Below are 26,944 nucleotides of genomic sequence, written 5' to 3' on the forward strand. Positions count from 1 at the left end.
CGGCGTCCGAGACTGAACTGTTGAGGCACCCGCTGGCCTCCCGTAGCGACGGGCCCCTGCGTAGGGTTCCGGGCATGGATGAGCAGAGTCGCCCCTCCTCGCTGCACACGATGGGGCAGCAGCAGGACCGCCGCAGCTGGGCCGAGCCGTACAAGATCAAGGTCGTCGAGCCGCTGTACATGACCACGCGCGAGCAGCGCGAGAAGGCCCTGGCCGAGGCGGGGTACAACACCTTCCTGCTGCACAGCCGCGACGTGTACATCGACCTGCTGACCGACTCGGGCACCAACGCGATGAGCGACCGCCAGTGGGCCGGGATGATGGTCGGCGACGAGGCCTACGCCGGCAGCGAGAACTTCTACCACCTCGAGCGCACGGTGAAGGAGTGCTACGGCTACGAGTACCTCGTGCCCACCCACCAGGGCCGCGGCGCGGAGAACATCCTGAGCTCGGTGAAGATCACGCCGGGCGACCACGTGCCGGGCAACATGTACTTCACCACCACGCGCTACCACCAGGAGGCCAACGGGGCCACCTTCCACGACATCATCGTGGACGAGGCGCACGACACCTCCTCGCTGGCCGAGTTCAAGGGCAACGTCGACCTCGACAAGCTGCGCTGCCTGATCGACGAGGTGGGCGCCGACAAGATCCCGTACGTGTGCGTCGCCGCGACGGTGAACATGGCCGGCGGGCAGCCGATCTCGATGGCGAACATGCGGGCGGTCCGCGAGCTGACCGCCGAGCACGGCATCGCGATCTACCTGGACGCCACCCGCGCGGTCGAGAACGCCCTGTTCATCCAGGAGCGCGAGGAGGGCTACGCCGACAAGCCGATCGCCGAGATCCTCAAGGAGTTCTGCTCCTACTCCGACGGCGCCACCATGTCGGGCAAGAAGGACCCGCTGGTCAACATCGGCGGCTGGCTCTCCACCAACGACCGCGAGGTCTTCGAGGAGGCCCGCAACATGGTCGTCGTCTACGAGGGCCTGCACACCTACGGCGGCATGGCCGGCCGCGACATGGAGGCCATGGCGATCGGCATCCGCGAGTCGCTCGACGACTCCTACATGAAGTCGCGCGTCGGCCAGGTGCGCTACCTCGGCATGCTGCTGGAGCAGTGGGGGATCCCGTTCGTGAAGCCCGTCGGCGGCCACGGCATCTTCCTGGACGCGCGCGGCTTCTACCCGCACCTGGACCAGGAGGAGTTCCCCGCCCAGATGCTCGCGGCGCAGCTCTACCTCGAGTCGGGCGTGCGGGCCATGGAGCGCGGCATCGTCTCGGCCGGTAGGGACGCCGTGACCAGCGAGAACCACAAGCCCAGGCTGGAGCTGGTCCGGCTCACCATCCCGCGCCGGGTCTACACCCAGGCGCACATGGACGTCGTGGCCGAGTCGGTCAAGGAGTGCTGGGACCACCGCGCCTCGGTGAAGGGGCTCGAGATGGTCTACGAGCCGCGCTACCTGCGCTTCTTCCAGGCCCGCTTCGAGCCGAAGGTCTGACGGTGGCTGGCGATCGCCCCACGGTGTACACCACGACGTGGTGCCCGTACTCGAGGTCGTTGGTGAACGACCTGCGGTACTTCGGGGTCGCGTTCGACGAGGTCGACGTGGACGCCGACGACGAGGCCGCCGACCTGGTGCGCTCCCTCAACGGGGGCGACCGGGTCGTGCCCACCGTCGTCTACCCCGACGGGTCCCACGACACCAACCCCGACGGTGCCGAGGTCGCCGGGAAGATGGGCCTGTTCGGCTCCGACCCCGAGTGATCCGGACGCCGCGGGCCTGCGCCGGTCGTGGCCGGGGTCAGCGGTAGGAGGCCATCGTCCCGTTGTGGATGGCGTCGGCCATCGAGCGCATCCGCGGCCAGTCCACGAGGTTGATCGACTGGCCGCCCCTGCTGCGGCCGAAGCCCGAGATGGGGGCCTGCAGGCTCACGACGTCGCCGCCACCGGTGAGGCGCAGGGACGTCCCGATCGACACGATCTGGCCGTTCGTGAGGCCCTGGTCGACGGTGACGAAGCTGCCCAGCCGGTTCGCCACCGCGCTGAACCGAGCCGGGTTCGCGAGGGTGTCGGCAGAGAGGAGCTTGCCGGCGATCGCCTGCAGCACCAGCCGCTGGCGCTCCGCCCGGTCGAGGTCACCACGCGGCAGGTTCTTGCGCTCACGCACGTAGGCGAGCGCCTTCTCGCCACTCAGCGTCACCTGCCCGCGCGGGAACCCGGGGCTGGCGTGCTTGTTGTTCACCGTCACGCCGCCGAGCGCGTCGGTGAGGCCGATGAAGCCGTCGAAGTTGATCATCGCGGCGTGGTCGATGCGGGTGCCGATCAGGTTCTCGACCGTGCGCACCGCCAGGGGGACGCCGCCGTACGCGTAGCCCGCGTTGATCTTGGCCGCGCCCCGTCCGGGCACGGTGACCCACATGTCGCGGGTGAACGAGACCAGGTAGACCTTGTCGCGCGCCGGGGGTACGTGGGCGAGGATCATCACGTCGCTGCGCCCGCGGTCGTTGCCCCGGGAGTCCGACCCGAGCAGCAGGATGTTCAGCGTGCCGTCGGCCCCGGGGCCGGGTCGCGCCGGGTTGATCGAGCCGCCGGGCTCGGCCAGCCCGCCCTCGATCGTCCCGTCGGTCTCCTCCTCGGCCGGGCCGGAGTCGTCGGCGTCCCCCAGGTTGGGGGTGGTGTCCAGGTCCGGGTCGACGGTCATCGGCGAGTCGTCGGGCATCAGGTCCTCGCGCGGCACCCCCGAGAGCGCCTGCTGGACGGTCCAGGCGTAGAAGCCGCCGAACCCCAGCACCGCGACCAGCGCGAACACCAGCGTCGCGAGCAGGATGCGTCGGCGCATCGGCTTCTTCGTCGTTGCCATGAGGCCCTCCGCGGACCGGGGTGGCGGGTGCGGTCCCGACCCAAGCCTAGGTGGGTCTGTCAAGGAGGGATGGAGCGCTCGCGCCCGGGTTGCTGGCAGCCGGACGCCGTGGCGTACACTTGTCCTCCGCCGGGGCCATGGCGCAATTGGTAGCGCACCTGCTTTGCAAGCAGGGGGTTAGGGGTTCGAGTCCCCTTGGCTCCACCACCACTGACCGAGCCTCTTGGTGTCGTGAGGTTGCCTGGTCAACCACCACCCTCTATGCTGGAAGCACGAGGGGAGTACTCCACAAGTCCCCGCCGGCCACTTCGGATGACACCATCCCCGGCGGAGCGCCCGATCCGGGTGGAGGAGACCTCAGACCGACATCGATCTGAGGAGACCCATGCTCGACTCCATCGCCACGCCCGCGCTCTGGGGCTGGACCATCGCCGGCATCCTGGCCCTGTTCGCCCTCGACTTCGTCATCACCCGCCGCCCGCACGAGGTCTCCATGAAGGAGGCCGTCGGCTGGTCGGTGTTCTACGTCGCCCTGCCGGTGGCGTTCGGCGGCTGGCTGCTGGCGCAGTACGGCGGCCAGACGGGGCTGGAGTACTACACCGGCTACCTCGTCGAGAAGAGCCTCAGCGTCGACAACCTCTTCGTGTTCATGCTGATCCTCGGGGCGTTCGCCGTGCCCAAGGAGCTGCAACAGCGGGTCCTTCTCATCGGTGTCGCCGGCGCGCTGGTCCTGCGTGCGGTGTTCATCGCGCTGGGGGCGACGCTGATCGCGTCGTTCTCGTTCACGTTCCTGGTCTTCGGCCTGATCCTGTTGCTGACCGCGGTCAAGGTGTGGAAGGACGCCGCGGGCGGCGGTGCGCACACCCCGGTCTCCGAGATGCGGGTCGTGCGCTGGATCCGCAGGATCTGGCCCGTGACCGAGGACTACCACGGCACCCGCTGGACCGTCACCGAGAACGGACGCCGCGCGCTCACCCCGCTCGCGGTGGCGATCCTCACCGTGTTGTTCACTGACGTCGTCTTCGCCGTCGACTCCGTGCCGGCCGTGTACGGCATCACCGGCGACCCGTACCTCGTGTTCGTCACCAACGCCTTCGCCCTGCTGGGCCTGCGCGCGCTCTACTTCGTGCTCGCCGGCGTCCTGTCCAAGCTGGTCCACCTCAGCCACGGGCTCGCGGTCATCCTGGCCTTCATCGGGGTGAAGCTCGTCCTGCACTGGGCGCACGGCATCTGGGCGTGGGTCCCCACGGTCCCGACCCTGGCCAGCCTCGTGGTGATCGTCGGCGTCCTCGCCCTCGTGACCGTGACGAGCCTCGTCTCCACCCGGAAGCAGGCCACCGCCGAGGCCGGGCCCGCGGCGTCCGAACAGCTGCCGACGGCAACACGGTTCTGATTTCTGGGGGAAGGGCAACTACGCTGGATCGGGTGTGGTATCGGCGACCAGCTGACCACGAGAGTGAGGATCCTGCATGACTGACTCGAAGCGCGCCGCCGGCGGCGCCTCGCGAGCTCCCCGTGGCGGCGCCCCGCACCAGCGTGGCAAGCGCACCGGCGGACAGATCGCGCTGGGCTTGTTCAAGTGGATCGGCATCCTCGCGTTGACGGTCGCCGTCCTCGGCGTCGGGGCCTTCGTGTTCATCTACGCCAACACCACGATCCCGAAGCCGAACGACGAGTTCCAGACCAACGTCTCGACCGTCTACTTCAGTGACGGCGAGCAGCCGATGAGCACGTTCTTCGTGCACAACCGGCAGTCGATCCCGCTCAGCGAGATGCCCGAGAACGTGAAGCAGGCCATCGTCGCGGCCGAGAACGAGACGTTCTGGGAGGACCGGGGCATCTCGGTCCCGGGCCTGCTGCGCGCGGTGCAGACCGCGCTGACGCCGGGCGTCGACACGGTCGGTGGCTCGACGATCACCCAGCAGTACGTGAAGGTGCGCTACCTCACCCAGGACAAGACGATCACCCGCAAGCTCACCGAGATCATGGTGGCGCTGAAGGTCAGCCAGGACCTGACCAAGGAGGAGATCCTCGAGGGCTACCTCAACACGGTCTACTTCGGGCGCGGCGCGTACGGCATCCAGACCGCGGCGCAGGCGTACTTCTCCAAGGACGCCAAGGACCTCGACGACCAGCAGGCCATCGCGCTGTCGGCGATCATCAACGCCCCCAACCACCTCGACCCGGCGCGCGGCGACAAGCAGCGTGCGGACCTGCTCGAGCGCTACCAGTACACGATCAACCAGATGGTGAAGGTCGGGTACATGACCGAGGCGCGCAAGGACGAGATCTACACCACGCTGCCCGACTTCCCGCGCCTGAGCGTCGAGAACCGCCTGGGGGGGCCCAACGGCTTCCTGGTGAACAAGGTCAAGGACGAACTGCTCACCGCCGGCTTCGACGCCGCCCAGATCGAGGGTGGTGGCCTCAAGATCATCACGACGATCGACAAGCGCCTGCAGGACGCCGCGGTCACGGCGGCCGCCAACATGGCCGAGCGCATCGCCAAGAACTCCGGCGAGGGGCACGACCCGCTCTGGTACCACCCGGCCATCGCCTCGGTCGACACGAAGACCGGTGCGATCCTGGCCGAGTACAACGGCCCCGACTTCGTGACCAGCGAGATCCCCTGGGCCGAGACCCCCCGACCCACCGGGTCGACCTTCAAGCCCTGGGCCCTGGTCGCCGGCCTCCGTGAGGGTGCCACCCTGAACACGAAGTTCAACGGGAAGAACAAGCTCAAGATCGGCGACAGCGAGGTGTCCAACGCCGGCGGCGGCAACTACGGCTGGATCACGCTGCAGGACATGACCACGAAGTCGGTCAACACCGCCTACGTCGACATGACCATGCAGATGGACGATGGCCCCCGCAAGGTCGCCCAGGCCGCCATCGACGCCGGTGCCCTGACCGAGGTGGACGAGCGTCACTTCCAGCCCTCCATCGCGCTGGGCTACCTCGAGGTGAGCCCCCTCAACGCCGCGCGCGCGCTCGCGACGCTGGTGAACGAGGGCAAGCGCTCCAACACCCACATCGTGGCCGAGGTCCGTGACATGAAGGGTGAGGTCATCTACCAGCCCACCCTGGTGCAGGACCAGACGATCGAGCCCGACATCGCCCGCAACGCCGCCTACGCGCTGACCAAGGTCGTCGAGGACGGCACCGCCCGGGGCATGCGTTCGCTCGGCTACCCGACCGCCGGCAAGACCGGTACCTACTACGACTCCAACAAGGAGGAGACGCGGTCGACCTGGTTCATCGGCGCCACGCAGCAGATCTCGACCGCGGTCGTCCTGACCGGTGGCGAGCAGGGCATCAGCGATCTCGGCGGCAACGTGTACGGGTCGACCTACACCGCCCCGGGCTGGCTGGAGTTCATGAAGGTCGCGATGGAGGGCAAGGAGAAGATCGCCTTCCCCGGCCCCACGCGCATGAACGAGACCGGCAACTTCACCTCCCCGCCGACCCCGCGGGCCACCGCGACCTCGGAGCCCACGGCGTCCGAGACGCCGTCGCCCGAGCCGACGCCGGAGCCGACGCCTGAGCCCGAGCCGTCGCCCGAGCCCGCCCCCTCGGACACCCCGTCCCCGGAGCCGCCGCCGGCGCAGCCGACGCCGTCCCAGACCCCCGGCGGCCCCCCGGGCCGCAACAGGGAGACCCCGGGAGCCCCCGGCGGCGGCAACGGCTGACCCACCTCCCGTGGCGAGGACCGTGAGGCGGCTGGTCGACGAGAACCTGCTGGTCGTGCAGGTGTGGCTCGTCACGCGGCTGCTGTTCGCCGTCATCGCGGTGGCGCTGGCGGTGACCGGACGCCGCAGCCTCGAGTCCGTCGTCGCCCAGTGGGACGTCGCGCACTTCCTCCTCATCGCGCGGGAGGGCTACGCCGACCCGCAGGAGATGGCGTTCTTCCCCGGCCTGCCGCTGGTGCTGCGCGGGTTCATGGAGATCGGGCTCTCGCCCGTCCTGTGGGGCTCGATCCTGGCCCTGGCCTGCTCGCTCGTGGCGGCCTTCGCGCTCAAGCGCATCGCCGGCACGTGGGGGGCGATCGCGTGGCTGCTCGCGCCGACCGCGGTGTTCACGGCCGTCCCCTACACCGAGTCGCCGTTCATGGCGGCCGCCTTCTGGTCCTGGGAGCGTGCCAGCCAGCGCCGCTGGGGGCAGGCCGCGCTGCTCGCCGCGCTGGCGTGCACGCTGCGGGTGTCGGGGCTGTTCCTCATCGGGGCGCTGGTGATCCTCGCCATCTCGCAGGGACGCCGCCCCTCGCGTCGCACTGGGGCCCGGGACGGCGGCCTGGGCGCCCGCCTGGCCTGGCTGGTGCTGCCGACGGCGGTGATCGTCGCCTACGTGGTCTACCTCTACGGGCTCACCGGCACGTGGACGGCCTGGTTCTCCGCGCAGGAGGCCGGCTGGGACCGTGGCTTCCACTGGCCCTGGGAGGCCCTGCGCAACCACTGGGACACCCTGTGGCGCCCCAACGCCGACCACCCCGAGTGGCCGTGGCTGTTCCGCGCCGAGCTCGTCTCGTGGATCGTCGGCCTCGTCGTGGCCGTGGTGGCCCTGTTCCGCCGCCGGGTGGCGGAGGCCGCCTGGGTGGGCGTCCAGGTGCTGGCCTTCTCGCTGTCCTACTGGCTGATGAGCGTGAACCGCGCCGTGCTGCTGTGGTTCCCGCTGTGGCGGCTGGTCGGCGAGTTCGTCGAGGCGCGCAAGCACAAGCCGGCGTGGCAGGCGCTGGGCGTGCTGCTGGGCCTGCTGGCGGTGGGCGTCCAGTGCCTGTGGGCCTGGCTGTACTTCACCGGCCGCTGGGCCAGCTGAGCCCGGCCGCCGTTCCCGCCTGACGGGTCGATCAGCCCGGTCCGCCGAAGTCGAGCCCCGGCAACGGGCGCGCGGCGTCGGCGACGACCAGCAGGTCCCCGACCGCGACGCCCTCGAGCACCTCGACGTGCGTGTCACCCACGCTGCCGAACCGGGCCGGGACCTCGACGACCTCGTCGCCCCGCAGGAGGCGCACCGTGCCTTCTGTGTCCGTCCGCGTGACCGCCGACAGCGGGACCACGACCACATCGGTGGCGCTGCCGACACCGATCTCGACGGTGGCCGAGGAGCCGCCGGGCAGCCCCTGCGCGTTCTCACCCGTCGTCAGGATCGTCACCGGGAAGGCGCCCATGGCGTTCGGGACCAGGGCCTTGCTGGCGACGGTCGCCACGGCCTCGACCCCGCCGGCCGCCCGCACGGTGGCCTGCTGCCCCTGCCTGAGCGCCAGGAACTGGGACGCCGGCACGGTCACGCTGACCGTCACCGCCCCCGGCGCGGTCACGACCGCGCGCTCGGACGCCGTGGCCGTCGATCCGACGGTCCAGGGCAGGGCCGAGAGGGTGCCGCCCATCGGGGCGCGGAGCGTCGCCGCCTCGAGGTGCTCCTGGGCGGACGCCAGCTCGCGCCGGGCCTTGGCCAGGGCGACCTCGGCCGACACGATCGCCGAGCGGTTGGCGTCCGGTGCGCCGCCCCCGCCCGCGGACTGCAGGTCGGACAGGTCGGGGAACCCGCCGTCGGTCGACCCCATCGGGGGAGCGGACTGGGCCCGCGCCACCTGCTGCTGCCAGCCGCCGAGGGCGCGGTTCACGGCGTCGATCCAGCCGCGCACCTGCTCGACCGCCGCCGCGAGCGCGCCACCCACGCCGCCGACGGCCTCGGGGCCGCGCGCGTTCGCCAGCGTCGCCGCCGCCTGGGCCTCGGTCACCGCCGCCTGCGCCGCCGTGACCTGCTCGACCGCGGCCAGGCAGGCCTCGGAGTCGACGGTGGGTTCGGGGGACGGGGAGGCCGGCGGCTCGGGCGTCGGTGAGGCCGGGGGACCCGGCGTCGCGCTCAGGTCCGGAGTCACGCTCGGCCCGGGGGTGGCGCTCGGGTCGGGGGACGGCTGCGGCGTGGTCAGGGCCGTGGCGGACGGGTCCGGGGTGGGGTCGGGCGTCGCCGACGGACTTGGCGTGGCGCTGGGGCTCGGCGTGGCGCTCGGCGTTGCGCTGGGGGTCGGGGCGACCGGGCGGCAGGCGTCCTGCATCGCGGCGACCGCCTTGCCGGCCAGGGCGGTCCGCTCGGCCACGACGGCGGCTGCCGCCTCGGCCTCGGCACGGGCGGCCTCGAGTGGGGTGAGGTCGACGTACGGGTCGGGCGCCTCGGGCAGCGCGAGCGGCGGGGGCGCCGGCATCCCGCCGCCGGCGTCCACCACCGGACGCCGCGGCGTCGAGGGGACCACCGGCCCGGACGCGGGGGCGTCCGCCTGCCGCATCTGCTGGACGGACAGGGCGGCGGCGTCCACGGCGGCCTGGGCGGTGAGCACCTGCGTGCGCAGCGCCGTGTCGTCGATGACGGCGAGCACGTCGCCGGGGGCCACGGTGTCGCCGACCGCCGCGCGCACCTCGAGCACGGTGGCGGACGCCGGGAACCGCACCGACATCTCGTTCACCTGCGCGACGGTGCCGCTGGTGGTGACCGTCTGCGTGATGGAGCCGCGCTCGGCGGCCACGGTCGTGTACCGGTTCGCGCCGGCCGGGCCGCGGCTGCCCGACTGCAGCGCCGCCCAGCCGAGGCCGGCGACGAGCAGCAGCGCCAGGGCGGCGGCGAGGACGCGGCGGCGCCGCGTGCGGGCCACCGAGCGGCGGTCGCCCTCGGGCGGGGTGGTGACGCGGGCCGGCGGCAGGGGGGCGGGGCCGGGCACGGGAGGGGGAGTGGTCATGGGGTGGTCCTCACTCGCGACGGAGGGCGTCGATGGGGGCGAGCCGGGCCGCCCGCGACGCGGGGTAGACCCCGGCGATGATGCCGATGGTCGCCGAGACGCCGAGCGCCATCAGCACCGTCGGCACCGACACCGGGATGGGGAACTGGGTGGCCGCCGTGATCAGCCAGGCGACGCCGCCGCTGAGCAGCAGGCCGAACATGCCGCCGACGAGGGCGAGCAGGGCGGCTTCGGTGAGGAACTGCAGCAGCACCGTGCGGCGGCGGGCGCCGAGCGCCTTGCGCAGGCCGATCTCGCGGACGCGCTCGGACACCGACACCAGCATGATGTTCATCACGCCGATGCCGCCGACGACCAGCGAGATCGCCGCGATGCCGCCGAGCAGCAGGGTGAGTGCGTTCGTGACCTCGGCCATCGCGTCGACGAGCGACTGCTGGGCCATGATCATGAAGCCGCCCTGGTCGGGCGAGGTGACGCCGCGGCGTCCGAGCAGGAGGGCCTCGGTCTCCTGGTAGGCCTGCGGCAGCTTCTCCACCGACGCGGCCTGCACGTAGATGGCCGACACCGGGTCGTCGCCCCAGGCCAGCCGCTCGCGGTAGGTGGTCATCGGGATCGCGGCCATGTCGTCGGCGCCCATCATGCCGCCGACGCTGCCCTCGCCCGTCAGCACGCCGATCACCCGGAAGCTGCTTCCGTTGGCCGAGACCATCTGGCCGACGGCCGAGAACGGGTCGCCGAACAGCTGCTCCGCGACCTGGGTGCCGAGCACCACGACCGGCGCGGCGTCGGCGTACTCCTCGTCGGTGAAGAAGCGGCCGGACGCCAGCGTGCGGCTCCGCACGGACAGCCAGCTCGTCGTGGTCGCCTCGGCGTTGGTGCCGGCGACCTTGTCCCCGGCCGTCAGCTCGAAGCCGGTGTTGATCACCGGGGCGACGCCGGCGATGTCGGGGGCGACGGAGCGGTCGGCCAGGGCGTCGGCGTCCGCGACGGTGAGGGGCACCTGCTCGGTCGGGGCCATCATCATGCCGTCGGCCGGAACCGGGCCGTAGTAGCCGCCCATCACGGTGAGCATGTTGGAGCCGAGGTCGCCCATGCTGCTGGTGACCGCCGACGAGGCGCCCTGGGCCAGTCCGACCGACAGGGTCACCGCAGCAATGCCGATCGTGATGCCGAGCGTGGTCAGGATCGAGCGCACCCGATGGGCCACGATGGCGTCCAGCGCGATGCGGAAGGTCTCCCACCAGGTCATCACGGCGTCCACCCCCCGGGCTCGTCGGAGGCGATGCGGCCGTCGAAGACGCGCACGACGCGCTGGGCGCGGGCGGCGACCTCGGCCTCGTGGGTGATGAGCACGATGGTGCGGCCCGACCGGTGCAGCTCGTCGAGCAGGTCGAGGATCTCGGCGGTCGACACCGAGTCGAGGTTGCCGGTGGGCTCGTCGGCCAGGATCAGCGCCGGGTCGGTGACGAGCGCGCGGGCGATGGCGACGCGCTGCTGCTGGCCCCCGGAGAGCTGTCCGGGCTTGTGGTGGGCGCGGTCCGCGAGGCCGACGCGGGCGAGGGCGTCCAGTGCGCGCTGCTTGCGGACGCCGGCCTTCACCCGGGCGTACCAGAGGGGGAGCTCGACGTTGCGCCACGCGGGCTGGCTGGTCAGGAGGTTGAACTGCTGGAAGACGAAGCCGATCCGCTCGTTGCGGATGTCGGCCAGTTCGTTGTCGGTGAGGTGGGCGACGTCCTCGCCGTCGAGGACGTACTGGCCGTGGGAGGCGACGTCGAGGCAGCCGATGACGTTCATCAGCGTCGACTTGCCCGAACCCGAGGGTCCCATGATCGCCACGTACTCGCCGGCCTGCACGTCGAGGTCGACCCCGCGCAGGGCGTGCACCTCGACGCCGTCGCCGCGGTAGGTCTTCCAGACGTTGCGCAGTTGGAGGACGGGGACCGGCGCGGCGTCCGCGAGCGGCTCGGTGACGCTCATCGCGGCTTCTCCTCGACCGGGCCGAGGGATGCCATGCCGCCCATCACGAGGACCGTTTCGCCCTCGTCGAGGCCGGAGACGACCTCGACCAGGTCGCCCTGACGGGTGCCCAGCATGACCGGGACGGGCTGCGGGTCGGCGCCGTCGCGCCGGACGAGGACCGAGTCCTCCGTGCCCTGGCCGCCGTTGAGCAGCGCGCCGAGCGGGACGGCGAGGACCCCGGTGCGGCCCTCGCCGACCAGGTCGACGGTGGCGGCCCCGCCGGTGAAGATGTCGGCGGGCTCGCCGTCGAGGGTGATGGTCACGGGGAAGGTGGCCGCGGTGGGGCGGTCCCCCTGCGCGGAGGTCGCGATGACGCCGACGGCGCTGACCTTGCCGGGCAGGGGCGTCCGGCTGGAGGAGGCGCGGACGGTGGCCTGCATGCCCTTGGTCACGAGCGGCCGCTCGGCGCTGCCGACGGAGGCGTCGACCTGGAAGGTGCGGGAGATGACCACGACGGCGGCGCCGGTGTCCGAGCCACCGCCGGCCGGGGCGCCCATGCCCATCGGGTCGAAGCCCCCGGAACCGGCGGGGGCGGACGCCCCGTCGCCGATGCGGTCGCCGACCTTGACGTTCACGGCCGCGACGACGCCGTCGATGGTGGAGACGAGCGTGGCCTTCTCGAGGGCGGCCTGCGCGTCCTTGAGCGCCTGCTCCTTGAGGCTGAGCGCCGACCGGGCGGCCGTCACGGCGGCCGCGGGGCCGGTGCGGCGGGCGGAGTTGTAGTCCTGCCGGGCGGCGGTGGCCTCGGCGGTGGCGTCGCTCACCGCGGCCCGCAGGTCGGCGTCGTCGATGGACGCCAGCGCCGTGCCGCGCGTCACGCTGTCGCCCACGGCGACGGGAACGCTGGTGACCTCGCCGTCGCTGGTGAAGGACAGGTCGAGCCGCTGGGTGGGGGCGATGGTGCCCGCGAGGGTGACGGTCGGGGCGAGGTCGATCCGCATCACCTGCACCTCGTTCTGGCCACCCCCCTCGGAGAAGGCGGCCATGCTCGCGAGGAAGGACTGCACCACCCAGGCGAGGGCCAGGAGCAGGACGAGCACGACGCCCAGCACGACGAACAGGATGGTCCGGCGGCGGCGCTTCGGGGCGGGGGGCGGGGTCGGTGCCGGGGGCGGCGGCGACTGGATCTCTGACACGGGGGCGTCCATTCGGTTCGGAGGTGGCAACCGCATCCTCCCCCAGGACGGGACCCCGGGCGTCAGCCTTGGGGCTGAGGCCCGCCCGACTTACGGATGAGTGCCTTCAGCACGCTCGGCAGCAGGTTCAGCGTCAGGTCGCCGTCGGCGGGGTCGACGCCGATGAGGTTGCCCAGCATCCCGTGGTCGTGCACCGCGTGCAGCGCCCCGACGGCCTCGGGGCCGGTGACGGCCAGCTCGTAGCCGAGCGTCGACAGTGCGTGGCTGATCGCCCCGGCGACGGCCTCGGTTCCGCGGCGGTGGGTCTCGCGGTAGGCGAGCGCGAGCTCGGGGGAGCGCGCGGCGTGCAGGCGCAGCTCCTGGCCGGTCAGCACCCAGTCGCGGTCGGTGGGTCGGGAGGCGAAGAACATCTCGAGCGCCACGCGCATGAGCGCGTCGATGTCGGTGGTGGGCGCTATGTCGACGGCGGCCAGCGCCTTGTCGAGGGCGGACATCTGGTCGGAGATCTGCCGATCCAGCACCGCGATGCACAGGTCGTCCTTGCTGGAGAAGTTGGAGTAGAACGCGCCCCGGGTGAAGCCCGCGGCCTCGCAGATCTCCTCGACCGACGCCCCGAGCACGCCCTTCTCGGCGAACACCCGGATCGCGGCGTCGACGAGCCGGTCGCGCGTGGCCGCGCGGCGAGCCGTCAGGGTCTCGGTCACGTCTCCTCCTCGTCGGTCCACCCTAACCCGCAACAGGTTTTGAGGGGGACGATCGATACAGTATCGTATTCAATACATTCCTGTATCGAAGGGTGCCCTGTGTCCACCTGGATCTACCGGCTCGCCCGAGCCTCGTGGCGCGCACGCAAGCGCGTCGTGGCGGCCTGGCTCGCCATCCTCGTCGTCCTCGGCGGCCTCGCGCTCGCCGTGGGCGGCTCCTTCAACGACGAGTTCGACATCCCGGGCGCGTCGTCCCAGGTGGCCCTCGACGGCCTGCGCATGACGTTCCCCGAGGCGGCGCTGAGCTCGGCCAACATGGTCGTCCTCGCGCCCGAGGGGCAGAAGGTCACCGACCCCGCCATCAAGCAGGCGATCGAGGACGAGCTGCCGCTGCTGGAGGAGCTCGACTGGGTCGAGATGGCGCAGTCGCCCTTCTTCGAGTACGTCGACGGACTGATCAGCGACGACGAGACCGCCGCGCTCATCAACGTCCGCGCCAAGGAGGGCCTCGGGCCGTCCAACCTCACCGACGCCCAGCGCGAGATGCTGGTCGAGGCGGGCGCCGACCTGCAGGAGGCCATCCCCGGCGGCGAGGTCCACGTCGGTGGCGACCTGTTCTCCGTGTCCATGCCGCACATCTCCGCCATCGAGGCGATCGGCGTCGGCATCGCGATCATCGTGCTGCTCGTCGTCCTCGGGTCGCTCCGCGCGGCCCTGATGCCCGTGATCAGCGCGCTGGTCGGCGCCGGGGTGGCGGTCCTCATCATCGTGATCGCGGCCGGGGTCATCCCCATCATGTCGACCACGCTGCTGCTGGCCCTGATGCTCGCGCTGGCGGTCGGCATCGACTACTCCCTGTTCATTGTGAGCCGCCACCGCGACCAGCTCGCCACAGGCATGGACGCCGAGGAGTCGGCCGCCCGCGCTACCGCCACAGCGGGATCGGCCGTCGTCGTCGCCGGTTCCACCGTCATCGTGGCGCTGGTCGGCCTCAGCGTCGCCGGCATCCCCTTCCTCGGCATCATGGGCGTCTTCTCCGCCGTCGCGGTCGCCATCGAGGTGGCGCTGGCGCTCACGCTGCTGCCCGCCATGCTCGGCTTCGCCGGCGACCGCATCCGCCCCAAGGAGGCGCGCCTGGCCATGGCCGAGGGGCGTCCGATCGAGCAGCACGCCAAGCCGGACGCCTGGACGCGGGCATCCCGCTGGTGGGTGCGCGTGATCACCAAGGTGCCGCTGCTCACCATCCTCGCGGTCATCGCGATGCTCGGCGCGCTGGCGCTGCCGGCCACGCAGCTCAAGCTGGCCCTGCCCAACTCGGGCCAGAACCCGCCCGGGGCGCCCGACCGCATCACGTTCGACCTCATCACCGAGCGCTTCGGCGCCGGCTACAACGGCCCGCTGGTCATCACCGGCCCGATCGTCGAGTCCACCGACCCGATGGGCCTGGTCACCGAGCTGGCCGACGAGGTCGAGCAGGTGCCCGGCGTGAAGCTCGTCGCCATGGCCGTCCCCAACCCGAACGCCGACACCGCCCTGATCCAGGTCATCCCGACCACCGGGCCCGACGACCCCGCGACCAGCCAGCTGGTCCACAACCTGCAGGCGCTCACCGACACGTGGCGCGCCGACCGCGGCGTCGACATGGCGATCACGGGCTACACGGCCGTCGCGCTGGACGTCTCCGCCCAGCTGGCCGGCGCCCTGCTGCCGTTCTCGCTGTTCGTGGTCGGCCTGTCGCTGGTGCTGCTCACGGTCGTGTTCCGCTCGCTCGTCGTGCCGGTCAAGGCGGCCCTGGGCTACCTGCTCAGCGTCGGCGCGGCCTTCGGCATCACCACGCTGGTGTTCAACCTCGGCTGGGGCAAGGAGATCATCAACCTCCCCGAGGCGATCCCGGTGATCTCGTTCCTGCCGATCATCCTGATGGGCATCCTGTTCGGCCTCGCCATGGACTACGAGATCTTCCTCACCTCCCGCATGCGCGAGGAGTACGTCCACGGCAACCGCACCAACCCGACCGAGGAGGGCTTCGTCCACTCCGCCAAGGTCGTGGTCGCGGCCGCCATCATCATGGTCAGCGTCTTCGCGTTCTTCGTCCCCGCGGGCAGCGGCGTCATCAAGCCCATTGCCCTCGGCCTGGCCGTCGGCGTGGCGATCGACGCCTTCCTCGTCCGCATGACCCTCGGCCCGGCGATCATGAAGATGCTCCGCAGCGGAGCCTGGTGGCTGCCGGCGTGGCTCGACCGCCGCCTCCCCGAGATGGACGCCGAGGGCGAGGCCATCGTCCACCAGCTCTCCCTGGCCGACTGGCCGCACCCCGGCGCGAAGCACGCGATCTACGGCCAGGGGCTCGGCGCGGCCACGCCCGACACCGAGCTGTTCGAGGGCGTCGACGTCGACGTGGCCCGCGGGCGCACGCTCGTCCTCGACGGGCCGCCCGCCTCGCGTCGCGCGCTCACCCTGGCCCTCACCGGACGCCTCGCGCTCACCTCCGGCGAGCTCAAGGTCCTCGGCCTGGTCCTGCCCCAGCAGGCCGGGGAGCTCCGCCGCCACGCCCTGTGGCTCGACGGCACCAACCCCGACGCCGAGCGGCTCCTCGAGCGGGTCGCCTCCGCCGATCCGGAGAAGCGCACCGTCGAGTTGGTCGCCGTCGACGACGTCGACCGGCTCACCGGCCCGGCCCGCGCCGTGGTCGAGCGGCTGGCGTCCGACCCCGACATCACCCTCGTCCTGGCGGGCGACGACGCGGACACCCTGGCCGCGCTCGACCCCGCACGCACCCCTGCCCTCGTTGGAGGTACCCGATGAAACGCTCCCGCTGGACCACCTGGCTAGCCCTGTTGCTGGTGCCCCTGCTCGTCGCAGGCGGCTTCCTGTGGGGCACGGCCCACGCCGACACCGGCCTGCGCGGCGTGCAGGCCGCCGTCGTGAACAACGACGAGATGGTCGAGGTCAACGGCCAGATGATGCCGCTCGGACGCCAGTTCGTGGCCGAGCTGGTCGACTCCGACCGTGAGCAGAACTTCCACTGGGTCATGGCGACCGAGGAGAAGGCGGCCGAGGGCCTGCGCACCGGCCGGTACGCGGCCGTCGTGACCATCCCGAAGGAGTTCTCCGCAGCCGCGACGTCGTTCGGGGGCGAGGCCAGCGAGGCGCGCCAGGCCACGATCCACGTCGAGACCTCGCCCGTGGCCGGCCTCGACGAGACCGCGCTGGGCCAGACCATCGCCGACGCCGCCGCGAACGCGCTCAACCGGTTCCTGACCGGGGAGTACCTGAAGAACATCTACATCGGCTTCAACCAGATGTCGGCCCAGATGCTCGAGATGGTCGACGGCACCGCCCAGCTCGCCGACGGCGCGAACCAGCTCTCCGACGGCGCTTACCAGTCGGCCGACGGCGCGTTCGCGCTGTCCGAGGGCCTCAACCTGGCCTCGGCCGGTTCGCCCCAGCTGCGCAGCGGCGCGGCCCAGTCGGCCTCGGGCGCCAAGGCGCTCGCCGACGGCCTCGGCCTCGCCTCGGCGGGGTCGGCGCAGCTGCGCGACGGCGTCCGGGCCGCGAGCTCGGGTGCCGACCAGCTGGCCGGCGGGGCGTCCCAGCTCGCCGACGGCACCCGGCAGTGGGCCGACGGTGCCGACGCCTACGCGACCGGCGCCCAGACCTACGCCGACGGCGTGGCCACCTACGCCGACGGCGTCACCCAGTACACCGGCGCGGTGAACGGCCTGCTCACGCCGCTGCGCGCGGCGCTGGACCGGATCCCCGAGTGGGCCGGCTGGCTCGAGGAGGCCGCCGCGTCGGTCACCCAGCTGACCGAGCGCGCGATCGCATTCGACGCACGCGTCCAGGCCTTCGTCGCGGAGGCCCGCACCTGGGTCAAGGAGGCCATGGGCCTGGCCGACGACGCCGCCGGCGTGCGCGCCGGCGTGACCGCCGCGGCCGAGCGGGCGGCCGCGCTCGCGGCCGGCACCGGCACCTGCCCCGAGGGCCTGTCCGAGGAGGCGTGCACCGCCTACCAGCAGGGCGTGGCCGCCGCCGGTCAGCAGGTCGCGGACGCCCTCGCCCCGGTCTCCACGGACGCCGGCGACCTCGCCGTGCAGGCCGTGGACCTGAAGGACGCCGGCACCGCGATCCTCGCGCTGCTCGACCAGATCTCCGCCGCGTCGACCGAGATGGTCGCGTGGGCGCCGCGGGTCCAGGCCGAGCTCGAGGCCCTGCAGGGTTCCATCCCCGAGGGCACCCCGATCGCCAAGGCCGAGGTGCTCGCCCTGCTCGACCAGTTCATCGGCGCCGGCACCCAACTCTCCGAGGGCGGGCACCAGCTCGCCGACGGCGCGACCCAGCTCGTGGGCGGCGCCGACCAGCTCGCCGGCGGAGCCCGCGGGCTCGCCGACGGCACCGACGCGTTCGCCGACGGCGTCACCGGCCTCGCGGGCGGGCTCACCCAGCTCAGCGGAGGCGTGGACGCCTACACCGGCGGCGTCGACCAGGCCGCCGGCGGCGCCCGCCTGCTCGCCGACGGCCTCGGCCAGCTGTCCTCGGGCGTCGACCAGTACACGGGCGGCATCGACCAGGCCGCGGGCGGGGCGTCCCTGCTCGCGGGTGGCCTCGGCCAGCTCGCCGACGGTGCCGGCGCCCTCGCGGACGGCACCCAGGAGCTCGCCGACGGAGTCGCCTCGGGCGCGGGTGACATCCCGACCTACACCGAGGCCGAGCGCGACCAGCTCGCGGGCGTCGTGGCCTCGCCGGTCTCGACCGACGGGCTGTCGTCGCTCGTGCGGCCGAACCTCGCGTGGGTGAGCCTGCTGCTCGCCTCAACCCTGTGGGTGGGCGCGCTGGCGACCTTCGCCGCGCTGCCGGGCCTGTCGCGCCGCGCCGCGCTGTCGACCGCCGGGACCGGCGCCCTGTTCGGGCGCGCGTTCCTGCCGGGCCTGGGCATCGTCGCCGCGCAGGCGGTGCTGCTCACCGTGCTCGGCGCGGTGGCGCTCAAGCTGACCTGGGGCGAGGGGGTGCTGCTCGGCCTCGTCATGCTCGTCGCCGGCGCCGCGTTCGCCGCGGTCAACCACGCGCTGGCGGCCCTGTTCGGCAACGGCGGGCGCATCGCCGCCCTGGCGATGGCGCTGGTCACGGCCGTGACGGCCACGACGTCCACCGCGCCCGGACTGTTCTCCGCGCTGCGGTCGCTCTCGCCGGTGTCCCCGGCGCTGGACGCCGTGCGTGCGGTCTCGACCGGCACCGGGGTGGCCATCCCGGTCTTCGTGCTCGTCGGCTGGGGAATCGTGGCCCTCGGGGCCGCCGCCGCCTCGGTCGCGCGCTCGCGGACCGTGCCGCTCGCCGCGGTGGTGAAGGGCTAGTCGTTGGGGGCGTCGCCGGTCGTCCCGGCGGCGCCGTCCTCCGTGGCCTCTTCGTCGACGTCGGCGGCCTCGGCGTCCGCCTTCGACTTGGCCTTCTTCGCGGCGTCCTTGAGCGCGACCGAGCGCCAGAAGTCGGACTGCGTCGGCATGCCGTACGCCCGCGCCGTCGTGTCGTGCAGCTCGATGACCTTGTTGTACAGCCGCTCGTTGAAGCGCGGTACGGTCTCGCCGGGCAGGGCGCGCATCGGCGGGCCGAACACCACGTGCACCGTCGGACGCCCCGGTACCGGCAGCTTCTGCCCGTACGGCATGGCGGCGTAGGCGCCCACGAGCGCGATCGGCAGGACCGGCACCTCGTGCTGGATCGACAGCGCCGAGACGCCCATCTTGAACTTGGCCATCGCGCCGGTGCGCGAGCGGGTGCCCTCGGGGAAGATCAGCAGCGGTACGCCGTCATCGAGCAACCGGCCCGACAGGCCCGCGTGGCCACGCATGCCGCCGCGGTCGACGGGGTAGGCGTTGAAGAAGATGCGGGTGCCCAGGGCGGAGGTCTTCTTCTTGAAGAAGTAGTCGGCGGCGGCACCGGCGGCGAGGTTGCGGGACAGTCGGCGGGGGAGCGCGCCGTAGATCACCGTGGTGTCCACGTGGCTGGAGTGGTTCGCGATCACGATGAAGGGCGCGTTCAGCTCCTTCAGGTGGCGATCGCCGTGGATGTGCACCGACAACGCCGACCACACGTACGGCTTCATGATCAACTGCTGGGCCACGAAGCGTGCGATGGCCTGCGGGGTGTCTGAGTACTTGCCCAGATCGTCCTTGCCCACGTCAGGTGTCTCCTCGCTGTTCGACGCTGCCATTGTGCACCACCGCGGCGCCGTCGGCGCAGGTCAGGTGCGCATGCGGGCGGCGCGGGCGCTGATCGCGTACACCGCGCGCCGGGGGGCGTGCTGCAGCGCGAACGCCGCCAGCTTCCACCGCTTGGTCGGGATGCTTAACACCTTGCCGGCCTCCGCGTGGGCCAAGCACTCGCGGACGCACCGCTCGGCGTCCACCCACACCCAGTCGGGGATGCCCGACGCGCCCATGCCCGCCCGCTGGTGGAACTCGGTGCGCACCCAGCCCGGGCACAGCGTCGTGACGGTGACACCGCTGCCGGCGAGGTCGCCCGCGAGGCCCTCCGACCAGACCTTCGTGTACGCCTTCACCGCCGAGTAGCCGCTCTGGGTGATCCACGCGCTGAGCGAGGCGACGTTGATGATGCGGCCATGCCCCCGGGCGCGCATCGCCGCGCCCGCGGCCGCGCCGAGCACCATCGGGGCGACGGCCATGACGTCGAGCGCCTGCTCCTGCTGGGCGGTGTCGGGGTCGTCGAGCGTGGTCGTGGTGCCGAAACCGGCGTTGTTCACGAGCAGGTCGATCGGGTTGTCGGGATCGGCGAGGCGGTCGGCCACCGTGGCCACCTGCGCGCGGTCGGCCAGGTCGGCGCCCAGCACCTCCACCCGGACGCCGTGGGCCGCGGACAGCTCGGCGGCCAGCGCGTCGAGGCGCTCGCGGTCACGCGCCACGAGGACCAGGTCGTCGCCGCGGGCGGCCAGCTGGCGGGCGAACTCGGCGCCGATGCCGGCGGTCGCGCCGGTGACGAGGGCGGTGGTCATGTGTTCAACCTACCCGGGGACGCCGAACCGCCGCCGCCACCCGAGGGTGACGACGGCGGCCGGATGTGAACGGCGGAGGATCAGGCGACGACGGCCTTGACCTCGCGCGCCATCTGGAGCTCCTCGTTGGTCGGCACCACGAGCACCTTCACCGGCGAGTCGTCGGTGGAGATGAGGCGCGGCTCCTTGGAGCGGACGGCGTTGCGCTCGGCGTCCAGGTGGAAGCCGAGGTTGTGCAGGCGCGTCACCACGGCCTCGCGGATGGCCGCGGCGTTCTCGCCGACGCCGGCGGTGAAGGCCACGGCGTCCACGCCGCCGAGGATCGCCATGTAGGAGCCGATGTACGACACGAGGCGGTGCACGTACACGTCGAGGGCCAGCTGCGCGGCCTCGTCACCGGCGGCGGCCTTGTCGCCCACGTCGCGCATGTCGTTGGAGCCCGACATGCCCAGCAGGCCCGACTTCTTGTTGAGCAGGTTGTCGATCTCGTCGATCGTCATGCCCGAGCGGTAGAGGTAGGCGTGGATGCCGGGGTCGATGTCTCCCGAGCGGGTGCCCATCATCAGGCCCTGCAGCGGGGTGAGGCCCATCGAGGTCTCGACCGGCTGGCCGTCCTTGATCGCCGAGATCGAGGCGCCGTTGCCGAGGTGGCAGACGATCATCTTGAGCTCGTCGTAGGGCTTGCCGAGCACCTCGGCCATCTTGTGCGACACGTAGTTGTGGCTCGTGCCGTGGAACCCGTAGCGTCGGATCTTCAGGCGCTTGGCCGTCTCGACGTCGATCGCGTAGCTGTACGCCTCGGCGGGCAGGTGCGCGAAGAAGGCGGTGTCGAAGATCGCCACGTGCGGCACCTCGGGCAGGATGTGCTGCGCCGCGCGGATGGCGGTGATGCCCGGCGGGTTGTGCAGCGGGGCCAGCGGCGAGAGGCGGATCAGGGTGTCGATCACCTTGTCGTCGATGAGCACGGTGTGGTCGAACTCGTCGCCGCCGTGCACGGTGCGGTGGCCGACGGCCTTGATGTCGGCCATCTTCGGGCCGTGGGCGTCGAACATCGACGTCATCGCCGCGAGGGCCTCCTCGTGGTCGGCGAAGTCCTGGGTGACCGTGAACTCCTCGCCGCCGACGGTGTGCTCGAGCGTGCTGCCCGTGCCGCCGATCTTCTGGATGAGGCCGGTCGCGATGACCCGCTCGTCGGCCATGTCGATGACCTGGTACTTGATCGAGGACGACCCTGCGTTCAACAGGAGGATGTCCATGCTCATGGGTGGCTCCTAACCCCGGGCCGCGACGCGTCCGGACTCGTGGGTGGTGCAGGGGCCGGACCCCGTCGTCCGGCCCCTCGGGTGGATCAGTTGTTCTGCGCCTGGATCGCGGTGATGGCGATGGTGTTGACGATGTCGTCCACCAGCGCGCCACGCGACAGGTCGTTGACCGGCTTGTTCAGGCCCTGCAGGACCGGACCGACCGCGAGCGCACCCGCCGACCGCTGCACGGCCTTGTAGGTGTTGTTGCCCGTGTTGAGGTCGGGGAAGATGAACACGGTCGCCTGACCGGCCACGTCCGAACCCGGCATCTTCTTCGAGCCGACGTCGGGGTCGACGGCGGCGTCGAACTGGATGGGGCCCTCCACCTTCAGGTGCGGCGCCCGCAGGCGGACCAGGTCGGTCGCCTCGCGTACCTTGTCCACGTCGGCACCCGCGCCGGACGAGCCGGTCGAGTACGACAGCATCGCCACGCGCGGCTCGATGCCGAACGCCACGGCCGTCTGCGCGGAGCTGATCGCGATGTCGGCGAGCTGCTCGGCGGTCGGGTCGGGGTTCACGGCGCAGTCGCCGTACACGTCGACGCGGTCGGACATGCACATCAGGAAGCTGGAGCTGACCACCGAGACGCCCGGCTTGGTCTTCACGAACTCCAGGCTCGGGCGGATGGTGTTGGCGGTGGTGTTCGCCGCGCCCGACACCATGCCGTCGGCCAGGCCCAGGTGGACCATCATCGTGCCGAAGTAGCTCGGGTCGGCCATCTTCTCCTTGGCCTGCTCGACCGTGACGCCCTTGGCGGCGCGGAGGCGCATGTACTCCTCGGAGAACCGCTCCACCAGCTCGGGCGTGGCCATGTCGATGATCTCGGCACCCTCGAGCGAGTAGCCGGACGCCAGCGCGTGGGCCTTCACCTCGGTCGGGTCGCCGAGCAGGATGATGTCGGCCGTGCCGCGGCGCAGCACGATGGACGCCGCCTCCAGGATGCGGTCGTCGCCCGACTCCGGCAGCACGATCCGGCGCTTGTCACGGCGGGCCATCTCGTTGAGCTGGTACTCGAACATGACCGGCGTGCGGATCTCGGCGCGGTCGACGTGCATGGCACCCAGCAGGGCGCCGGCGTCCACGAACTCGGAGAACAGGCGACGGCCCAGCTCGGTCTTGCGGTCGGAGCTGGTCATCATGCCCTCGAGGCGGAACAGGCGCTCGGCCGTGGTGTACGTGCCCAGCTCGGTCATGGCGATGGGCAGCTCGTGCGGCACCGACGTGATGAGCTGCTGGATCGAGTGCGGCACCGCGTAGCCACCGGTCAGGATCAGGCCGGCCAGCTGCGGGAACGCGCCCGAGGTCTGGGCCATGAGCAGGCCCGGGATCATCTCGGTGCGGTCGCCCGGCATGATGACCGTCGCCTCGGGCTCGAGGCGGGCCAGCAGGTTGGGCAGCGTCATGGCGCCGACGATCACGGTCTGGCTGTCGTGCTGCAGCATGTCGTCGCGCCCGACGATGAGGCGTCCCTCGACGGCCTTGACCTGCGCGCCGAGCAGCGGGGCGGCGAGCACCCGATGGTCGGGGATGACGCCGGCCACGACGTCGGGCCAGGCGGCACGGACCGCGTTGGCGTACTCGGCCTCGTGGCCGGTCGGCACGCGGGTCGGGATGACCGCGATCGTCGTGGCGTGGTGCTTCTTGAGCTCCTCCAGGGAGCTGCGCGCGTACTGCACGACCTCCTCGGGGCTGCGGCCGCGGGCCGAGACACAGAAGGCGACGGGCGCGTTGAGGTTGGCGGCGATGCGGGCGTTCAGGCCGAGTTCGGGGGCGCCGAGGGCGTCGCGGTAGTCCGAGCCCAGGATCACCACGGCGTCGAAGTGCCCGGCGACCTCGCCGTAGCGCCGCACGATGGTGGCCAGGGCCTCGTCGGCGTCGCGACGCACGTCCTGGTACGTCACGCCGTACGACTCGTCGTACTCCTGCTGGACGGCCGGCTGGCGGAGGAGCGCGGTCAGGATCTGGTCCGGTTCCGTGCCCTTGATGATCGGCCGGAACACCCCAACCGACTCAACCTCGCGCGTCAGCGCGTCAACGATGCCGAGGGCGACGACCGACTTCCCTGTCTGGCCCTCGGGCGCCATCACATAGATGCTCCGAGTCACGGGGTCAGGTTACCGGGCGTCGGCGTCCAGCGCGCATCGCGCTCGCCCCTCGTGGGCCGCCGCCCTCCCTGGCTCACTGGAACTCACGGTTCTTCCGCAGGAGTTCGAGGATGGGCTCGCTCAATGGCTTCGCCAGGATCCAGCGTTCCCCGATGTACCAGACCGAGCAGAACAGGATGAGGAGCAGCGCGACGTTGAGCCCCGTTGCTGTGAGGCCGCCGACGGGACCCATCGCCAGAGTGGTGGCCACGAGGGACACGACGATTCCGACAGCCAACGCCCACAGAAGGGATCGGCGTAGGACCTGTGCGTAGGCCCGACTGATCTCGCGCGTGTCAGCCCCCCAGTGACGCAGGATGCCCATGTCGCGCCGGGCGAGTCTCACGTACGTACGCCAAGTAGCCAGGAAGTAAACTCCAGCTCCGAGGAACAGGATGGACGCAAGGGTCAGCGCCGCGGTCACCTGTGCGGAAAGACTCACGTCCAGATCATTGAACGCTGCCAGGGCATAGCGCGGCGCAAAACCGGCGGCACGCAGGCGTTGCGCAACTGGCTCGACCTGATCCAGTTGATCGGGGACCACATGGACAGCTCCGACCAGGGGCGTCATGGGTAGTTCCCCAGCATTCCACCGAGCGAGGACGCCGTCCCAGTCCTGCCCGAACGACAGTTCGGTGATGTGTCGAAAGGTGTCTTCGCGCACCAAGATGATGCCCTCAGTGTGTCCGCCCAGAAGGTAGGTTGCCGCATCTGGGTTGGGGACGGCCTCCAAAGTGAGCCCGATGGTGCGGGAGTCGTGAGCCGTGTAGCCATCGTCGCCCACCTCCACCACGGGGATGCGCAGAGAGGTTGCCCCCGTGGAGCCGTCAAGGGCGAAGGCGACCGTGGCCGGGGTGTCCGGGAGGCCGAAGAGGCGTGAGCCATCGTCGTCGACTCCCAGCACGTGGCGGACCCGGCCGCGCTCGTCCTCCACGCCTCCACCCAGTTCGAACTGGACGGCCGTGAACCCGGGAACCTGGGTTCCAACGGCAGCAACTGTCTCAATGGACTGCACGGCGGCGCGGTTGAGGGGCTGCAATCCATCAGTCCCGAAGGACTGTGTCACCGTCATCACGCGGGCCAGAATGTTGTCAGTGAAGTCCGACCGAACTCGCTGGAGGCTGTGTTGGGCCACTGAGAGAACAGATACCAAGGTGATGGTCACGCCGACCAGGAGAAGGGTCGCGGTCGTGAGGTAGCGACGCGAGCGAGTCACCGCGATTGTCAAAGGGCTACGAGACACGGAGACGTCCATCCTCGAGATCCAGTCGCGTCCAATCAGGGGAGGGCCACGGGATCTCGGCATCGTGGGTGGCCACCACCAGGATTCGGCCCGGGTGCATGTTCCAGAGACCTTCGTACACGCGGCGCCGGTTGTCCACGTCCAAGTTCGCAGTGGGTTCATCCACCAGGATGAGTTCGGGTTCGGAGAGGCGGAGCGCGGCCAGTTCCACGCGTCGTCGTTCACCGCCGGACAGGGTCGCGACCTTCGTGTCGACGAGCGAACCCACGTGGAGTTCATCGAGGTGGGCCAGGCCCTGTGACCGTGTCAACACCTGGTTCAACTTCGCCCACGCGATGATGGCCAAGTTCTCGAAGGCTGTCAGCTCGCTGAAGAGAAGGTCTTCCTGGATGAGGTAGGCACGTGAGGCGGGTGCGGTCACTTTCCCGGAGTTGACGGGCACGTAGCCGGCTAGAACGTTGAGGAGGGTGGTCTTGCCGGCTCCGGAGGGGCCGCGCAGGACATACGGTCTCCCCGGAGTGAACTCCTGGTTGAGGTCCTGCAGAACGTTGCGCCCTCCAAAAGTAACGCTGACTCCTTCAAGACGTGCAGTCACCCTTCGACCTCTTTCGTGGAGCCGTCGAGGTAGACGGTGGTGGTTGTGTCGTCCCACGTGAAGTCGATGATTGATCCCCGCGCAAGCTCGCGCGACGCACTCGTCGAGGGGTTGACGCTGGTCAGGGTCAGATCGCCTTGGGAGTTGGGAGCCAACGCGAGGACATCCCCCCGGTCTTCGCGGAACGTGCAGTGGTAGTCACAAGGCAAGGGCGCGGCGCTTCCGGGGACGGTGTCCTCGACCACGAGACTCCCGCGCCAGGTGGCCAACCGCGGAGTCTGGAGACCGCGCTGCTCGACGGCTAGATCCCCCCCGCCGAGCGAGGTGCTGGCCAGAAGGTAGCTGCTGTCGTCCACGGGGTCAGGCATGGTGACGAAGATTCGGTCACCCAGAATGGCCCCTCTGACCGCGCTGGCGGGTAGCTCGGTCAGCGTCGTCAACTGTGTGCCGCTCCATGACATCAGTACGGCGCTGGTCGGGGCTCCACGTTCATCGTGGCCGACCCGCTGAAAAATGTGATTCACGTCGGACGAGACGACGGGAAACAATGCTTCACGGGGTCCGAGTTCCAACAGGGTCGTCAATGACTCATTGGTTCGATCGATCAGCTTGAACCCGAATTTCTCACTGTCACCGCTGGTCAGAAGTCGGCCGCCGTTTGGGAACTGATACTGAAAGGTCTGGGGTGGTTGGTCCCCGTTTTTCACTTCAGTGCCATCCCCCATGTTGTAGAGAATGACGCGGTTGGTTGAGTGCCTGAACAGAAAAACATGGTGGGCGGGCGCTTGACCTGGAAGCCCCTGAATCGGAGCAGCCGGTGCCGAAGTGCATGCGGTCAGCAGCGTGGTGGTCACCATCATGGCGACCACCACGCGACGGAAGTTGATCACTAGGCTGAAGCGATGATCTGCCAGTTCCGCGCGTCCCCGCGGAACTTCACGTACGCAGTGTTCTGGATCCAAACGGTGTTGGACCGGTAGTCCTGCTGCGGAGCCACCACCATGTTCGAGCGGTAGGAGGCGCTCCGTGCGCCATTGGTGTTGAACCAGTACTTGGTCTGGGTCACCGACTGCCAAGAAGAGCTGGCGCTGGCGCCCACGGAGGAACCGACAGTGAGGCTCAGCGATGCGGAGTTTCGCAGGGATGCCCCTGCGGTCCAGGCTCATGTGGTTGAGTCTCCTGTATCCATAATTGGGGGC

21 protein-coding genes and 1 tRNA gene are annotated in these 26,944 nt (G+C 70.8%); 8 read left to right on the plus strand and 14 right to left on the minus strand.

From position 1 onward, the window contains the following. Positions 1 to 74: 74 nt before the first annotated feature. On the plus strand, positions 75 to 1,502 hold the full coding sequence (locus tag J4N02_RS01260) for a tyrosine phenol-lyase (RefSeq protein ID WP_188333811.1): 1,428 nt from the start codon (positions 75 to 77) through the stop codon (positions 1,500 to 1,502). A 2-nt stretch (positions 1,503 to 1,504) separates the two neighbouring features. After that, a complete protein-coding gene (locus J4N02_RS01265; RefSeq protein ID WP_188333812.1) occupies positions 1,505 to 1,768 on the plus strand; it encodes a glutaredoxin domain-containing protein in 264 nt (87 codons plus the stop codon). A 37-nt stretch (positions 1,769 to 1,805) separates the two neighbouring features. Here the strand turns inward: J4N02_RS01265 and J4N02_RS01270 are convergent, their stop codons facing one another. Then, the gene (locus tag J4N02_RS01270) at positions 1,806 to 2,864 is read right to left on the minus strand and encodes an LCP family protein (RefSeq protein ID WP_188333813.1); all 1,059 of its coding nucleotides are present in this window, start codon (positions 2,862 to 2,864) and stop codon (positions 1,806 to 1,808) included. A gap of 131 nt (positions 2,865 to 2,995) precedes the next feature. On the opposite strand from J4N02_RS01270, the gene J4N02_RS01275 reads away from it, so the two are divergent. From J4N02_RS01275 to J4N02_RS01290, 4 genes are all read left to right on the plus strand, one after another. Further along, positions 2,996 to 3,071, plus strand: a tRNA-Ala gene (locus J4N02_RS01275). 178 nt (positions 3,072 to 3,249) lie between these two features. Continuing rightward, complete coding sequence (locus J4N02_RS01280) at positions 3,250 to 4,257, plus strand: TerC family protein (RefSeq protein WP_182818227.1); 1,008 nt, start codon at positions 3,250 to 3,252, stop codon at positions 4,255 to 4,257. A gap of 76 nt (positions 4,258 to 4,333) precedes the next feature. Beyond that, positions 4,334 to 6,553, plus strand: coding sequence for a transglycosylase domain-containing protein (locus J4N02_RS01285; RefSeq protein ID WP_188333814.1), 2,220 nt, complete (start codon positions 4,334 to 4,336; stop codon positions 6,551 to 6,553). A gap of 10 nt (positions 6,554 to 6,563) precedes the next feature. Beyond that, positions 6,564 to 7,676, plus strand: coding sequence for a mannosyltransferase family protein (locus tag J4N02_RS01290; RefSeq protein ID WP_188333815.1), 1,113 nt, complete (start codon positions 6,564 to 6,566; stop codon positions 7,674 to 7,676). Positions 7,677 to 7,707: 31 nt separating this feature from the next. Here J4N02_RS01290 and J4N02_RS01295 read toward each other — a convergent pair whose 3' ends face one another. From J4N02_RS01295 to J4N02_RS01315, 5 genes are all read right to left on the minus strand, one after another. Next, positions 7,708 to 9,594 carry an efflux RND transporter periplasmic adaptor subunit gene (locus J4N02_RS01295; RefSeq protein WP_188333816.1) on the minus strand — a complete coding sequence of 629 codons (1,887 nt, stop codon included), beginning with the start codon at positions 9,592 to 9,594 and terminating at the stop codon, positions 7,708 to 7,710. Positions 9,595 to 9,604: 10 nt separating this feature from the next. Next, positions 9,605 to 10,843, minus strand: a complete 1,239-nt coding sequence (locus J4N02_RS01300) for an ABC transporter permease (RefSeq protein WP_182818242.1) — start codon at positions 10,841 to 10,843, stop codon at positions 9,605 to 9,607. Further along, positions 10,843 to 11,571: an ABC transporter ATP-binding protein gene (locus J4N02_RS01305; protein ID WP_188333817.1), complete on the minus strand. Its 729-nt coding sequence runs from the start codon at positions 11,569 to 11,571 to the stop codon at positions 10,843 to 10,845. The genes J4N02_RS01300 and J4N02_RS01305 overlap by 1 nt, the downstream gene beginning before the upstream one ends. Further along, positions 11,568 to 12,749: an efflux RND transporter periplasmic adaptor subunit gene (locus tag J4N02_RS01310; protein WP_188333818.1), complete on the minus strand. Its 1,182-nt coding sequence runs from the start codon at positions 12,747 to 12,749 to the stop codon at positions 11,568 to 11,570. Before J4N02_RS01310 ends, J4N02_RS01305 begins: the two co-directional genes overlap by 4 nt. A 62-nt stretch (positions 12,750 to 12,811) precedes the next feature. Further along, positions 12,812 to 13,453, minus strand: coding sequence for a TetR/AcrR family transcriptional regulator (locus J4N02_RS01315; RefSeq protein ID WP_182818219.1), 642 nt, complete (start codon positions 13,451 to 13,453; stop codon positions 12,812 to 12,814). 99 nt (positions 13,454 to 13,552) lie between these two features. On the opposite strand from J4N02_RS01315, the gene J4N02_RS01320 reads away from it, so the two are divergent. Both J4N02_RS01320 and J4N02_RS01325 read left to right on the plus strand, forming a co-directional pair. Then, positions 13,553 to 16,258, plus strand: coding sequence for an MMPL family transporter (locus tag J4N02_RS01320; protein WP_188333819.1), 2,706 nt, complete (start codon positions 13,553 to 13,555; stop codon positions 16,256 to 16,258). Then, complete coding sequence (locus J4N02_RS01325; RefSeq protein WP_188333820.1) at positions 16,255 to 18,804, plus strand: YhgE/Pip domain-containing protein; 2,550 nt, start codon at positions 16,255 to 16,257, stop codon at positions 18,802 to 18,804. The genes J4N02_RS01320 and J4N02_RS01325 overlap by 4 nt, the downstream gene beginning before the upstream one ends. Here J4N02_RS01325 and J4N02_RS01330 read toward each other — a convergent pair. From J4N02_RS01330 to J4N02_RS01365, 8 genes are all read right to left on the minus strand, one after another. Continuing rightward, a complete protein-coding gene (locus J4N02_RS01330) occupies positions 18,801 to 19,628 on the minus strand; it encodes a 1-acyl-sn-glycerol-3-phosphate acyltransferase (protein ID WP_208091063.1) in 828 nt (275 codons plus the stop codon). The two genes, J4N02_RS01325 and J4N02_RS01330, sit on opposite strands and share 4 nt — an antisense overlap. A gap of 63 nt (positions 19,629 to 19,691) precedes the next feature. Further along, positions 19,692 to 20,459, minus strand: a complete 768-nt coding sequence (locus J4N02_RS01335) for an SDR family oxidoreductase (RefSeq protein ID WP_182818214.1) — start codon at positions 20,457 to 20,459, stop codon at positions 19,692 to 19,694. An 80-nt stretch (positions 20,460 to 20,539) separates the two neighbouring features. Beyond that, positions 20,540 to 21,721 carry an acetate/propionate family kinase gene (locus tag J4N02_RS01340; RefSeq protein ID WP_182818213.1) on the minus strand — a complete coding sequence of 394 codons (1,182 nt, stop codon included), beginning with the start codon at positions 21,719 to 21,721 and terminating at the stop codon, positions 20,540 to 20,542. Positions 21,722 to 21,807: 86 nt separating this feature from the next. Further along, entirely contained in the window at positions 21,808 to 23,868 is a 2,061-nt protein-coding gene (pta, locus tag J4N02_RS01345) for a phosphate acetyltransferase (RefSeq protein ID WP_182818211.1), read from the minus strand. Between the two features lie 73 nt (positions 23,869 to 23,941). Continuing rightward, positions 23,942 to 25,072, minus strand: coding sequence for a hypothetical protein (locus J4N02_RS01350; protein WP_188333821.1), 1,131 nt, complete (start codon positions 25,070 to 25,072; stop codon positions 23,942 to 23,944). 67 nt (positions 25,073 to 25,139) lie between these two features. Further along, positions 25,140 to 25,745, minus strand: a complete 606-nt coding sequence (locus J4N02_RS01355) for an ATP-binding cassette domain-containing protein (protein ID WP_182817956.1) — start codon at positions 25,743 to 25,745, stop codon at positions 25,140 to 25,142. Next, the gene (locus J4N02_RS01360; RefSeq protein ID WP_188333822.1) at positions 25,742 to 26,635 is read right to left on the minus strand and encodes a hypothetical protein; all 894 of its coding nucleotides are present in this window, start codon (positions 26,633 to 26,635) and stop codon (positions 25,742 to 25,744) included. Before J4N02_RS01360 ends, J4N02_RS01355 begins: the two co-directional genes overlap by 4 nt. Next, a complete protein-coding gene (locus J4N02_RS01365) occupies positions 26,635 to 26,844 on the minus strand; it encodes a hypothetical protein (RefSeq protein ID WP_182817959.1) in 210 nt (69 codons plus the stop codon). Before J4N02_RS01365 ends, J4N02_RS01360 begins: the two co-directional genes overlap by 1 nt. Positions 26,845 to 26,944 lie beyond the last annotated feature (100 nt).

It is taken from the genome of Propioniciclava sp. MC1595 (genome assembly GCF_017569205.1).
Taxonomy (GTDB): domain Bacteria; phylum Actinomycetota; class Actinomycetes; order Propionibacteriales; family Propionibacteriaceae; genus Propioniciclava.